The sequence below is a fragment of the Selenomonas sp. GACV-9 genome, assembly GCA_900116485.1.
In the GTDB taxonomy this organism is placed as follows: Bacteria; Bacillota; Negativicutes; order Selenomonadales; family Selenomonadaceae; genus Selenomonas_A; species Selenomonas_A ruminantium_G.
Genome location: FPAX01000009.1, coordinates 55380 through 68312, shown reverse-complemented (window position 1 = coordinate 68312; position 12933 = coordinate 55380). Strand labels below are relative to the sequence as shown.

General features: G+C 55.2%; 11 protein-coding genes. All 11 read right to left on the bottom strand.

What is annotated here, in order from left to right; genetic code table 11:
• Positions 1–48: 48 nt before the first annotated feature.
• Positions 49–1254, bottom strand: coding sequence for a dicarboxylate/amino acid:cation symporter (locus BM322_RS08885; protein WP_075429743.1), 1206 nt, complete (start codon positions 1252–1254; stop codon positions 49–51).
• A 188-nt stretch (positions 1255–1442) separates the two neighbouring features.
• On the bottom strand, positions 1443–2885 hold the full coding sequence (locus BM322_RS08880; RefSeq protein WP_075429741.1) for an Rne/Rng family ribonuclease: 1443 nt from the start codon (positions 2883–2885) through the stop codon (positions 1443–1445).
• Between the two features lie 36 nt (positions 2886–2921).
• Positions 2922–5537: a TIGR03960 family B12-binding radical SAM protein gene (locus BM322_RS08875; protein ID WP_075429739.1), complete on the bottom strand. Its 2616-nt coding sequence runs from the start codon at positions 5535–5537 to the stop codon at positions 2922–2924.
• Between the two features lie 126 nt (positions 5538–5663).
• On the bottom strand, positions 5664–6767 hold the full coding sequence (rodA, locus tag BM322_RS08870; RefSeq protein ID WP_075429737.1) for a rod shape-determining protein RodA: 1104 nt from the start codon (positions 6765–6767) through the stop codon (positions 5664–5666).
• A 17-nt stretch (positions 6768–6784) separates the two neighbouring features.
• The gene (gene minE, locus BM322_RS08865) at positions 6785–7057 is read right to left on the bottom strand and encodes a cell division topological specificity factor MinE (protein WP_075429735.1); all 273 of its coding nucleotides are present in this window, start codon (positions 7055–7057) and stop codon (positions 6785–6787) included.
• 11 nt (positions 7058–7068) lie between these two features.
• A complete protein-coding gene (gene minD, locus BM322_RS08860) occupies positions 7069–7857 on the bottom strand; it encodes a septum site-determining protein MinD (RefSeq protein WP_075429733.1) in 789 nt (262 codons plus the stop codon).
• Positions 7858–7868: 11 nt separating this feature from the next.
• Complete coding sequence (gene minC / locus BM322_RS08855; RefSeq protein WP_075429732.1) at positions 7869–8540, bottom strand: septum site-determining protein MinC; 672 nt, start codon at positions 8538–8540, stop codon at positions 7869–7871.
• Between the two features lie 38 nt (positions 8541–8578).
• Entirely contained in the window at positions 8579–10372 is a 1794-nt protein-coding gene (mrdA, locus tag BM322_RS08850; RefSeq protein WP_075429731.1) for a penicillin-binding protein 2, read from the bottom strand.
• Between the two features lie 45 nt (positions 10373–10417).
• Positions 10418–10918 (bottom strand): rod shape-determining protein MreD, encoded by a 501-nt coding sequence (mreD, locus tag BM322_RS08845; RefSeq protein WP_075429730.1) that lies wholly within the window; start codon positions 10916–10918, stop codon positions 10418–10420.
• Positions 10915–11865, bottom strand: a complete 951-nt coding sequence (gene mreC, locus BM322_RS08840) for a rod shape-determining protein MreC (RefSeq protein ID WP_075429729.1) — start codon at positions 11863–11865, stop codon at positions 10915–10917. The genes mreD and mreC overlap by 4 nt, the downstream gene beginning before the upstream one ends.
• Positions 11862–12908: a rod shape-determining protein gene (locus BM322_RS08835; protein WP_075429728.1), complete on the bottom strand. Its 1047-nt coding sequence runs from the start codon at positions 12906–12908 to the stop codon at positions 11862–11864. Before BM322_RS08835 ends, mreC begins: the two co-directional genes overlap by 4 nt.
• Between the last annotated feature and the right edge of the window lie 25 nt (positions 12909–12933).

Below are 12933 nucleotides of genomic sequence, written 5' to 3'. Positions count from 1 at the left end.
CAGACGGTCATCTCACAACTCCCGCCTTAAGCATAAATGCCAGCTATATTAAGCTGCCGCATGTTTTTTCTCTTCCTGATCCATAACAATCGTCACCGCACCATCACCAGTGATATTGAGGCAGGTACGGAACATATCGAGGACGCGGTCGATACCAGCCACCAGTGCCATGCCCTCAATCGGCAGGCCAACAGACTGCAGGACCATAGCCAGCATGATAAGGCCGGCACCCGGAACACCTGCGGTACCGATTGAGGCCAGCGTTCCCGTCAGCACGATCATCATCATCTGACCGGCCGTCAGGTCAACACCGAATACATTGGCGATGAACAGCGTGCAGACACCCATGTAGAGGGCCGTGCCATCCATGTTGATCGTCGCCCCCAGCGGCAGCACGAAGGAGGAGACCTCCCGGGATACGCCAAGCTTTTCCTGGCAGTTCTTCATGTTGATTGGCAGGGACGCTGCACTGGAGCAAGTCGTGAAAGCGATGAGCATCTGCTCGCTCATGCCCTTGAAGAATTCCAGCGGCGTATGTCCGCCCCAGACCTTGGCCAGCGTCGAGTAGACGGCAATCGCATGGATTGCGCAGCCAACAGCCACGCAGGCGATGACCGACATCAGCGGCAGCAGTACCTTCGGGCCATTCTTGGCTACGACCGGCAGCAGCAGTGCGAAGACACCGTACGGAGCAAAGCTCATGACGATACCGATGATCTTGTAGGATACCTCTGCCCCAGCATCGAAGAATCTGACGAGCAGTTCCGCCCGCTCACCGCCGACCTTCAGGATGCCGACACCGACAAACAGCGAGAAGATGATGACCGGCAGGATCTGGGCCTTAGCCATCGCCTCGATGGGGTTGGCAGGAACCATGGCCACGAACACCTGCATGATCGATGGTGCTTCCTTGACCTTGACGGCTGCCTCACTGGCCATCTGCAGGCCCACCCCCGGATGGACAAGGCCGGCAATGCCAAAGCCGATGACGATGGCCACCGCCGTCGTGCAGAGATAGAGCAGGATCGTCTTGAGACCGATGCGTCCCAATTTCTTCGTATCACCGAGACTTGTCATACCGACGACGAGGGAGAAGAATACGACCGGTACGATCATCATCTTGATGAGATTGATGAAGATGGTGCCGATTGGCGCAATCCACCAGTTGATGAACGGCAGTCCCGGTTCACCGGCAATAAGGCCAACGACAACAGAAAGTATCAGAGCGATAAAAATCTTGATTGAAAGGTTCATAACAATCACTCCTTTGCTGGAAAATAAGATAATATGATTTCACAATCCCTCATCTGCCTTTATTATACTGATAGTTTCCATACGTGTCTACACTATAAAGACATATAGTCGCCATGTGTATTGTATACATAAATAGACACCGCCTGCAGTGGATAGATATCCACTGCAGGCGGTGTCATCTCTCATATTCAGCTCTGCTGGAGAATCGAGTAGTTTTCCGGATGCATGCCAGGCTTGACCGTTACCTTGATGTCCGTGCCGAATTCCGCGGCCAGGTCCATCATCAGCTGATTGGCCCGCAGCTCCTCGGCTACGGTCTCATGAACCTCGATCTCATAGCCCTCGCTCGCATGCGAGGTTCGCTCCATGCGGCGGATTGCCGCCGCGATGCGGATGCTCACGGTCTCCGGCGACTCGACGCGGCCACGGCCATGGCAGACGGGGCACTCGCTGTAGATGATACTGTCGAGATTCTGCCGCGATTTCTTGCGCGTGATTTCCACAAGGCCCAGGCTCGTGATATCGACGATATTGGTCTTTGTGCGATCATGACGGACATTTTCGCGCATGTAGGTCAGCAGATGTTCCTTCTGCTCTTCCTTCTCCATGTCGATGAAGTCCACGATGATGATGCCGCCGATATCGCGTAGCCGGATCTGCCGCAGGATCTCAGCCGCTGCCTCAAGGTTTGTCTGATAGACCGTATCCCCGAGGTTTGACTTGCCGACATACTTGCCCGTATTGACATCAATGACGGTCAAGGCCTCGGTCTTATCGATGACGAGAAAGCCTCCAGACTTCAGTTCTACTTCCCGGGCCCCGAGCTTTTCAAGCTCATCTTCAATGCCGTATTTGCGGAACAGCGGCTCCTTGCCCTCGTAGAATCTGACCCGCGAGACCAGCTGCGGGGACAGGAACTGCACGAGGTCAACCACGCGCTGCCAGACTTCGCGGTCATCGATGAGCATCTCATCCACTTCATCGGTCAGCGAATCGCGCACGATGCGGATGATGAGATCTGCATCGCGGAAGAGCAGGTTTGTGCCCTTGCCTTTGAGCTTGAACCGCGCCATGATAGATTCCCATAGCTTGACCAGATACTCGACATCGGCCTTCAGGGTTTCCTCGCTCTGCCCGGCTGCTACAGTGCGGATGATAAGCCCCATGCCCTTCGGACAGATACGGCTGGCAATCTCATGCAGCCGGCTGCGCTCAGCCTCATCGTCGATACGGCGCGACATGCCGATATAGGCAGCAGTCGGCATCAACACGACGTTGCGCCCCGGCAGCGAGATATGCGTCGTCGCCCGCGGCCCCTTCGTGCCGATGGCATCCTTTATGATCTGGACGGGCAGACGCTGGCCGATATGGATATGCTGCACCTTGGGCAGCGCCTTGACCACATCCTGTGGCAGCCCATCGCCGATGTAGAGGAACGCATTCTTCTCCGTTCCGATGTCGACAAATGCCGCCTGCATGCCCGGCAGGACGTTCTGTACCTGCCCTTTGTAGATATTCCCTACCAGGTGTGAATGGGACGAGCGCTCCATCTCAATGGCTTCAAGCACACCATCTTCCACCATGGCTACCCGATTTTCCTCGGGTACACAGGTCACCAGTATGGATTTCATAAGCTCCCCCCTTTTCACCTTTGCTGACTATATCCATTATACCAGTTCAATCAACCGTTTGCCACGGCCAAACAGTCCGTTGCGCGTGATCAATGCCTGGGAGGCATCCACAGCCAGACCGAACTGCTGCTGGATAGCTGTCAGCACCTCTACTGGCTTGACACTGCCGGACTGGGTGATGACGATATCCATGACAAGCTGCAAGCCTGCTGGCGTCAACGCGACCGTGACTGGCTTCTTCATATACTGTTTCGTCTCAATCTCGCGTTTCTTCTTCGGCGTCACGCGCTGCCAGATGACTTCTGACGCATCATTGTAGGCTTTTACTGCCTTCTGTGCCTCTGCCTCGCTGCCAGCATATGGCACCGTGAGGGTGTAGCGGGCCTCATCAGCCTGGGCCATAAGGGCCGGCTGCTTGCCATGTACCTCACGCAATTCCCGCAGCTCCGCCCCCGGCGGCAGCTGGGCCCTTAGGCGATCAAATACCTCCGGCTGGCAGACCGGCTTGACAAGCTCGAAGTCCATGTACTCGGCCTCACTCGTCACGCCCAATGACAAGGCTGAGGCAAAGGCCACCTTCATATGCGGATTGAAGCCTTCCGAGTAAGCCATCGGCAGCTTGGCCCGGTCAAAGGCACGCAGGAAGAGGTTCGCATAGTCAAGGTGTGAGACATAGCGGAGTTCGTCGCCCTTCGTGATTTCGGCACGGAACTTGTAGAGCGTGCGCTGTTTGCCCGGGCCCTTCGGATCCGTCTCCGGCTGTTTCGGTGCCGCAGGCTTTGCAGACAAGTCCACAGGCTTCGCCTCCTTAGCGTAGTCGATGACATGGACGCCAAGGTTCGGGCAGATGCCGCAGCCTGTGCACTTGCTGCGGCGGCAGTCAATGGTAAGTGCTCCCTGCATGGCTTTCTGCCACTCGCGCAGCAGGAATTCCTTATTGACGCCCGGCGAAGTGATATCCCAGGGCAGTGCCTCGTTGAAGTCACGGGTACGCTCATTGTAATAGCTCATATCGACCCCGCACTTGTCAAAGGCAGCGAGCCAGGTGTCATGCTTATAGAGATCCGACCAGCCGTCAAACTTCGCGCCATCCTGCCAGGCCTGATAGATGACCTTGGCCAAGCGGCGGTCGCCGCGGGCCAGGACGCCCTCGATGATCGAGAGGCGCGCATCGTGGTAATTGAAGGTGATGGCACGGTCGGTGATGTGCTCCTTGAGCAGCTGCTGGCGGCGCTCAAACTCCGCAATCGGCAGCTGGCCGAACCACTGGAACGGCGTATACGGTTTCGGCACGAAGCACGAAACCGAAATCGTAACTTTCACGCCGCGGCGCCCCTTGATCTCAGTGTAGAGATCGACAACCTTCTTGGCGAGCTTGGCAATGCCGATGATGTCCTCATCGGTCTCAGTCGGCAGGCCCATCATGAAATAAAGCTTGACCTGCTTCCAGCCCTGACGGAAGGCCGAGCCACAGGCGTTCATGAGGTTCTCTTCAGTAACGCCCTTGTTGATGACATCGCGCAGCCGCTGCGTGCCCGCCTCGGGCGCAAAGGTCAGGCCGGATTTCCTTACCTGCTGCATCTTATGCGCCAGATCAATGGAAAAGCTATCGATGCGCAAGGACGGCAGCGAGAAACTGACCTTCTCATCCTTGAAATCCTCCATGAGATTGTCCACAAGACCCCCCAGGCAGGAATAGTCAGCCGACGACAGCGAAGTCAGGCTCATCTCATCGTAACCGGATTTATCCACCAGGCCACGGGCCATCTTCTTGAGCTTAGCCTCGGTGCGCTCACGGGCTGGACGATAGCAGATGCCCGCCTGGCAGAAGCGGCAACCGCGCGAGCAGCCACGGAACAGCTCGAGCATGATGCGGTTATGGACAATGTCCATATACGGCACGATGGGATTCTCCACCGACATGGCATCATCCATATCACGGCAGACGCGCTTGTAGATGATGGACTTCGCCTTGTCAGAAAGCGGCGTCAGGCGCTCATAATCGCCATTTGCAGCGTAAACCGGCTCATAAAAGGACGGTACATAGATGCCATCTATGGTCAGCAGTCGCTCGAGGAAACCACGGCGCCCCCCTGGGCGGCCGGCTTTCTTCCAGGCAATCAGCGCATTGGATACCTCAACGACGACCTCTTCGCCCTCACCAACGAGGAAGAAATCAAAGAAATCCGCAATAGGCTCCACGTTGTAGACGCAAGGGCCGCCGCCCACGATGAACGGCATATCGATATCACGGTCTTTGGCCCAGATAGGTATGCCTGCCAAATCGAGCATGTTGAGCACGTTCGAATAGATCATCTCATACTGCAGCGAAAAACCTAACAGGTCAAAAGCAGTAAGTTCCGTATGGGTCTCGAGCGAGAACAGCGGAATCTGCCGCGCGCGCATCTCCTGCTCCATATCCGTCCAAGGCGCATAGACTCGTTCTGCGGCAATGTTTGGCTGACGGTTCAGCACCTCGTACAGGATGGCCAGGCCGAGGTTGCTCATGCCGACCTCGTAGACATCCGGCAGCGCCAGTGCAAAGGTGCAATCCACCTTATCCCAATCTTTCTTCACGGCATTCCACTCGCCGCCAGTATAGCGGGACGGCTTCAATACGTTCTGAAGCACCTCGTGGTCAAGTCGTACCATTTTGTTCATTCCTCCATCAATCATTCAGTTCCGGATTATTTTCCTGTCTGTAAAAAAACCTTCCCCAACAGGGCGCCGTCAGGCGCTGGATGCCGGTGGCATCCCCGGAGAAGGCCTATCATTCTGCTAGAACAGCAATTTTTGTTTTCGCAATTGGATATTCAAAAGTATCGCAATCGACATGATATTGGTCGTCAGCGAGCTGACGCCATAGCTCATGAGTGGCAATGGGATACCTGTTACCGGCATGATACCCAGCGTCATGCCAACGTTTACCAGCACATGGAAGGCCAGCATCGAAGTGATGCCAACGGCCAGCAAGCGGCCGAACATATCGCTGGCATCACGGGCAATCAGCACGCCGCGCCAGAGCACCACCAGATACAGCAGCAGCAGGAAGGTCACGCCGATAAATCCCAGCTCCTCGCCAACGACGGCGAAGATGAAGTCCGTGTGGTTCTCGGGCAGGAAGTTCAGCTGGCTCTGGGTGCCGCCGAACAGCCCCTTGCCAAACAGCATCCCCGAACCGATGGCTATCTTTGACTGGATGATATGATAACCTGATCCCAGCGGATCGACATTCGGATCCATGAAGACCATGATGCGCATCTTCTGATAATCCTTGAGCACATGCCAGAGCAGCGGCATCATCGCGATGCCTGCGGCAAATATCCCTCCGAGCAGCCGTAGGTTTATGCCGCTGATGAAGATCATGCCGAGGAAAATCGCCATGAATACCAGCGATGTCCCCAAATCTGGCTGCTTGAGGACCAGCAGGAAGGGCACGCCCACATAGGCTGCCACTGGCAGCAAGTCGTGGAGATTGTTGAGCTTGCCGACCCTTTCTTCAAGCATCGCGGCCAGGGAGATGATCATGATGATCTTCGAGAACTCCGACGGCTGGATGCTGATAGGGCCAATCGATATCCAACGCTGCGCACCAAGTGCCGACTGGCCAACGAGCATGACAGCCACTAGCATGATGAGGTTGAATACATAGAGCCGGTTGCCGTACCCCTGCAGCATCTTGTAGTCGAAGTTCATCAGGAAGGCAGCCAGGCCGATGTTCATCAAAGCAAAGATACCCTGACGCGCCACAAACCAGTAACGGTCGTCACTGGGCGTATTGATATGAGTCGCACTACCGATGATGACAAGACTCATGAGGATGATCCCCAATGTCGCGGCCAACAAGGTGAAATCCGTGCGACGTAATATGCTTTTCGTCATTTCGTTTTATTCATCTCTCAATGGGAACCCTTGTCATGTTTCATGCGGCTGACCGGAATATTAGCGACCAGTGCCACCGAATCATCATCATTGGCCAGGGAGATATCCATATCCTGCTGGTTGATTTCCATATAGTTCGAAATGACCTTGATGATGTCATTCTTGAGGTTATCCATGACTTCCGGGGAAATGTTTGCACGGTCATGAATGAGTACGACCTTCAGACGGTCGCGCGCAATCTTGCCCGACTGTTCTTTTTTGCCGAAAATCTTCATCAATGCGTCAATCATACAAATCCTCCTTATTTACCGAAAACATGCTTGAGGCGCGTCCAGAAACCCTCTTTGGCAAATTCCATGAACGGAACATCCTCGCCGCACATGCGGGCAACAATATTGCGGTAAGCAGTGCCAGCCTGCGAATCATCCATCGTGATGCAGGGCTCGCCCTTGTTCGTGCTCGTGACGACCTTGATGTCATCTGGCACCTGACCGATGCAGTCGATCGAAAGGATATCGTTGATATCGCTCATATCGAGCATATCACCATTCTCGACCATCTGCGGACGGATACGGTTGACGATCAGCTTGATGTCCTGCTTATCGGCACGGCCAAGCTCGCCGATGATCTTGTCCGCATCGCGTACTGCCGAGATCTCCGGCATCGTGACGACGAGCGCCGTATCAGCAGCAGCAATTGCCGTTTTGAAGCCCTGCTCGATACCAGCCGGGCAGTCGATCAGGATATAGTCGAACTCCTTCCGCAGCTCCTTGCAGAGTGCGACGAGCTGCTCCGGATTCACAGCCATCTTGTCTTTGACCTGGGAGGTCGGCAGCAGGAACAGCGTGTCATATTTCTTATGACGAACCAGTGCCTTCTTGTAAGGAACGCGGCCTTCGGTAACATCAATCAGGTCATACATGATGCGGTTCTCCAGCCCGAGGAGCAGGTCGAGGTTCCTAAGCCCCGTATCCGTATCGACCAGTACAACCTTCTTGCCGCGCATCGCAAGGCCTACACCGAGATTTGCCGTCGTCGTCGTCTTGCCAACGCCACCCTTACCGGAGGTAATTACATAGATTTCACTCATATTGTCCGTTCCTACCTTTCTATTGGTTCAATCACAATGCGGCCTTCTTTGATGGAAGCCCGCTCAGCTCGCTCTGTCTTCTCCATCTCATCCGGCGACCGGGCAATCAGATTCGAGATGCGGATCTGCGTCGGCATCAGATGATCGGCAATGATGAACGCCGTACTATCGCCAAAGGCACCGGCATGTACCATGCCACGGCAGGTACCGCGGATGTCGATACTTCCGCCGGCAATGATCTGCGCGCCAGGGTTGACGTTGCCACAGACCATGACCGAACTTTCCGTGCGGATTTCCTGTCCGCCACGCAAGGTGCGGTTGACAACGACCATCTCCTGGACTTTCTCTCTTCTTGCTGCCGCCTTGGCAGCAGCTTGCTGCTGTTGCTGTTTTTCCTGCTGATTCTCTTTGCGCACCTGCTCCGACGGAACTTGCTGCGTCTCAGGATTCAGCGTGCGACAGATCAGGCCATGTTCATGGAACATCTTCTGCAGCAGACCGCGCTCCTCCTCGCTGAAAGCATCGTGGGGAAGCAGCACCAATGTCCCACGCAGGAAGAATCCTGAGCCGGATATCAGCTTCTCCTCAATGTCCTTGCGCACAGCCTCAAAAGTAGCACCTTCTGCAAAGCTGAGCTGCAGACCGGACTTGCTGCCTTTGATTTTTACAATCTCTTCACTCATGGCTGTCCTCACTTCTACTTTTATTTTATATGACTTGCTTACTGTTTTGCCTGCGCCTTGCCGCTGGGCTGATTGATGCCGAAGGCGGCCTCGAGTATCTTGCGGCCAATCGGCACTGCCGACTGGGAACCAAAGCCACCCTGCTCAACAATGACCGCCACGACGATGGTGGGATTATCAAACGGGCCATAGGCCACAAACCAGCCGTGATCACGGCCATGGGGATTCTCCGCCGTGCCCGTCTTGCCCGCAATGTCGATCGTGAACCCTTGGAACGACGATGCAGCCGTACCATACTTCGTAACATCATGCAAGCCATCCTGCACGAGTTTCAGCATAGCCGGATTGACGTCGAGCGTCGACAGGAGCTCAGGCTTGAACTCCTTGACCGTCTTGCCATCCGGCCCCACGATACGCTGTACGACATGCGGCCGGTAACGCTTGCCATCGGCGGCAACCTCTCCCATGAGCATGGCTGCCTGCAGTGGCGTTACCAGATTGAAGCCCTGGCCAATAGCCGCATCGAAGGTCTCCGACAGATACCATTCGCCATCCTCGAAATTGAGCTCCTTGTACTTGCGGTTGGCCACCAGCCCCGAAGCCTCATAAGGAAGATCGATGCCCGTCGTCTTGCCAAGGCCAAACATGCGTGCATACTTTTCCAGGCGGTCAATGCCGAGGCGGTTGCCCATCTCATAGAAATAGACGTTATCCGAATGGGCCATAGCCTGACGGAAATTGATGAGACCTAACGCCTCGCCCTCAGCATTGCCCTTGGGGATGATCCAGTGACGGCCCGTATCATTGATGAGTTCCTCCGGGGAAACAACTCCCTCCGTCAGCGCCGCTGTACCCGTCACGATCTTGAAGGTAGAGCCTGGCGGATACTCGCCCGTGATGGCCTTGTTATCCATCGGATGATAGGGATTATTGTTCAAGGCATTCCAATCCTTCGTTGAAATGCCATGAGCAAACAAGTTCGGATCGAAGGCCGGCCGGCTGACGATGGCCAGGATCTCGCCGGTCTGCGGATTCATCGCCACCGCAGCTGCGGCATTGGCATGGATGAGCTTCAGCTGTTCATCGACGGCTTTTTCCGCCGCCGTCTGCAGCGACTCATCAATAGTCAGGTAAAGGTCATCGCCCGGAACGGGCTCCTTCTTGCCGATGATCTGCACAGGCTTGCCTGAAACATCTACCTCGACCTGCTCGCCGCCATTCTCGCCGCGCAGCTCCTTGTCGTAGACCTTCTCCAAACCGAACTTGCCGATGATGTCGCCAGATTTATATCCCTGATCCTTGAGCTTCTCGAGCTCCATATCATTGATCTCACTGACATAGCCATAGGTATGAGCAGCCTCCTGCTTATTGGTATAGTCACGGATCGGCTGCACCTCGATGACGACTCCCGGATAATTATTTTTCTGTTCCTCGATGATCGTCACGATATCCGGCGTGACATCGGCCTTGATGCGGATGGGATCAAAACCGCTATGCGCGGCAATCTTCTCCTTGATTTTCGGCACCGGCACCTTGATGAGATCTGAAAGGCGCTGGATGACATCATCGGAAATCGGCGCTGTAAGCGGCAGCAAGGATACCGTAAAGCCCGGACGATTCTGTACCAAAAGATTGCCGTTGCGGTCATAGAATGTCCCCCGCGGCGCCATCGCCGGAATGATGCGGATGCGATTGCCCTCAGCCAATGCTGCATAGTAGTCGCCATCGTAGATCTGCAGATAACCGGCCCGGCCGATGAGTACGGCAATGACCAGCACACACAGCCAGCTCAATACTTTTATTCTGCCGCCAAATTCATCATTTTCGACCAAGAAATATCTCTCCCATAACGAAAGGCACCCCGCAAGGTGCCTTAATCAGTGTTTTTCTTTTTCACTTAGCTTTTTGTCCAACTCATAAGTAAAACGATGAACCGGATACGCGAAAGCCAGCTGATAGATGAGCATCGGCAGAAGCATCGTCTGCAGGCTGCTCACCAGATTAAAGCGATAACCTAATAATACCATAAGCAACGCCAAAATAAAATAGTCCGCGACAATTGCGCTGATGGATGCCATCACCGGCAGGAAAAACTGCTCTTTGAACACGCGGTCGGAAAAACGGCCAAAGAACATGCCCAGCAGCATATTCGTAAAGGCGTTGATTCCAAAGAATGTTCCCGAGGCCAGATCCTGCAGCAGCCCCGTAGCAAAGCCCATGAGCCCGCCCTGACGCACACCGCGCAGGAAAGCAAACGATACGGTAAGGAGCAGCATGAGATTCGGGCTGATACCACGATAGGCAATCATCGGCAGCAGCGATGTCTGCAAAACATATAAGGCGATGACAAACAGCGCTAATCTTCCAAACTTGTTCATTGCGGATTCTCCTCAGCAGCCTTGGCAGCAGCCGCCTGCGCTGCCGGATCCGTCTCCGTCCCCGGCGTCTGCTGCGGCGGCTTGATCGGCTCCGGAGGCGCCTCCCGGGATGCCGTGATGACCATGACATCCTCGAGCTTCTGGAAATCCACTGCCGGCTCTAAGAGGCCGATCTTCAGCAATCCGCCTGAATCGTTCTGCAAAGACGAAACCAGGCCGACGACGATGCCCTTCGGATACGTGCCGCCAAAGCCAGAAGTCACGATGACATCGCCCTCGACTACGTCGGCATTCTTCGGGATATTGACCATCTGCGGCATCGTCGGATTATCCAGATCGCCCTGCACGATACCTGCAACCCGGGACTCAGCCCGCTGGACGATCGTACCGACCGAAGAGCGCGGATCGAGAATCAGCTGCACCTTCGAGGTATTCCAGCCTGCCTCAAGTACATGACCAACGAGCCCTTTCTCCGTCACCACTGCCATGTCGGCATCTACGCCATCCTTCTGGCCACGGTCAATGACAATCACATTCGACCAGGTAGCCGACTCACGGCCAATGACGCGGGCGCCGACCATATCGAACTGCGTCATCATCTGCTGATAACCCAAAAGGGTCCGCAAGCGCTCATTTTCCGCCAAAGCCTCACTGGCTTCAAGATTCTGCACACGCAGCTGCTCCACCTCATTGCGCAGCAACTTGTTCTGCTCGTGGATAGTCACGATTTCCCAGACACTGCTGGTGACATAACGCACCTGACTGCCGACCCAGGAAACTGCCTGCTGGAACGGCGAGAGCACCAGCAAGGCAGCCTTGCTGCTCACTGGTGCCTGGAACCGCCCGCGGGCGGCAAAGAAAATGATGCAGAACAAGCTCACAATGACGAAGAGCACAGCCCATAACTTGCGATGCGAATCCTTATCTTTTCTTACTCTATTGCTCATTGTCTCAACTTCTTCGAGGTCATAACTACGCGTTTGAGAAGCTCAATGTTCTCAAGGGATTTACCCGTACCCTCGCCGACGCAGGAAAGCGCATCCTCAGAAACGAGGACCGGCATGCCCGTCTCATGGGAGAGCAGCTTGTCGAAATTCGTAAGCAATGCACCGCCGCCCGTCATCATGATGCCATGATCCATGACATCTGCAGCCAGCTCTGGCGGAGTCTTCTCCAGCGTGCCCTTGACGGCATCGATGATCTTGTAGATCGGCTCGTTCAAGGCATCGCGGATTTCCTTAGCCTGGATCGTCAGCGTCTTCGGCAGGCCACTGACAAGGTCACGGCCACGGATGTCCATGGACTTATCCGTATCCGGCGTGACGATAGCCGTGCCGATGTTGATCTTGATCTCCTCAGCCGTGCGCTCACCGATCATGAGGTTGTACATGCGCTTGATGTACTGCACGATGGAGGAATCCATCTCATCACCGCCGATGCGGATGGAGCGGCTCGTAACAATACCGCCTAGCGAGATGACAGCGATCTCCGTCGTACCACCGCCGATATCTACGACCATGCTGCCCGTAGCCTCTTCGACCGGCAGGCCAGCACCGATTGCTGCTGCCATCGGCTCCTCAATCAGATATGCCTCGCGGGCACCAGCCTGCTGAGCGGCATCGATGACCGCACGCTTCTCAACTTCCGTGACACCGGACGGCACACCGACAACGACGCGCGGACGGGAGCTCATGAACGACTTCGAGCCCATCGCCTTGCGGATGAAGTATTTGAGCATGGCCTGGGTCACGTCAAAATCAGCGATGACGCCATCCTTCATCGGACGGATTGCTACGATGTTGCCCGGCGTACGGCCGATCATCTGCTTAGCTTCCTCGCCAACAGCCAGGACATCACCCGTGTCGCTCTTGATGGCAACAACCGACGGCTCACGCAGGACAATGCCTCTGCCCTTCACGTGAACCAGCGTATTTGCCGTACCGAGGTCAATACCCATATCGTGCGATAAACCACCCAAAAGACTCCACATTTTATTGAAAAACTCCCTTCGAAAC

What these genes read in the sequence shown, in the direction of transcription:
- BM322_RS08885 (WP_075429743.1), bottom strand. Translation starts at nt 1,254, where the DNA reads ATGAACCTTTCAATCAAGATTTTTATCGCTCTGATACTTTCTGTTGTC.
- BM322_RS08880 (WP_075429741.1), bottom strand. Translation starts at nt 2,885, where the DNA reads ATGAAATCCATACTGGTGACCTGTGTACCCGAGGAAAATCGGGTAGCC.
- BM322_RS08875 (WP_075429739.1), bottom strand. Translation starts at nt 5,537, where the DNA reads ATGGTACGACTTGACCACGAGGTGCTTCAGAACGTATTGAAGCCGTCC.
- rodA (WP_075429737.1), bottom strand. Translation starts at nt 6,767, where the DNA reads ATGACGAAAAGCATATTACGTCGCACGGATTTCACCTTGTTGGCCGCG.
- minE (WP_075429735.1), bottom strand. Translation starts at nt 7,057, where the DNA reads ATGATTGACGCATTGATGAAGATTTTCGGCAAAAAAGAACAGTCGGGC.
- minD (WP_075429733.1), bottom strand. Translation starts at nt 7,857, where the DNA reads ATGAGTGAAATCTATGTAATTACCTCCGGTAAGGGTGGCGTTGGCAAG.
- minC (WP_075429732.1), bottom strand. Translation starts at nt 8,540, where the DNA reads ATGAGTGAAGAGATTGTAAAAATCAAAGGCAGCAAGTCCGGTCTGCAG.
- mreD (WP_075429730.1), bottom strand. Translation starts at nt 10,918, where the DNA reads ATGAACAAGTTTGGAAGATTAGCGCTGTTTGTCATCGCCTTATATGTT.
- mreC (WP_075429729.1), bottom strand. Translation starts at nt 11,865, where the DNA reads ATGAGCAATAGAGTAAGAAAAGATAAGGATTCGCATCGCAAGTTATGG.
- BM322_RS08835 (WP_075429728.1), bottom strand. Translation starts at nt 12,908, where the DNA reads ATGTGGAGTCTTTTGGGTGGTTTATCGCACGATATGGGTATTGACCTC.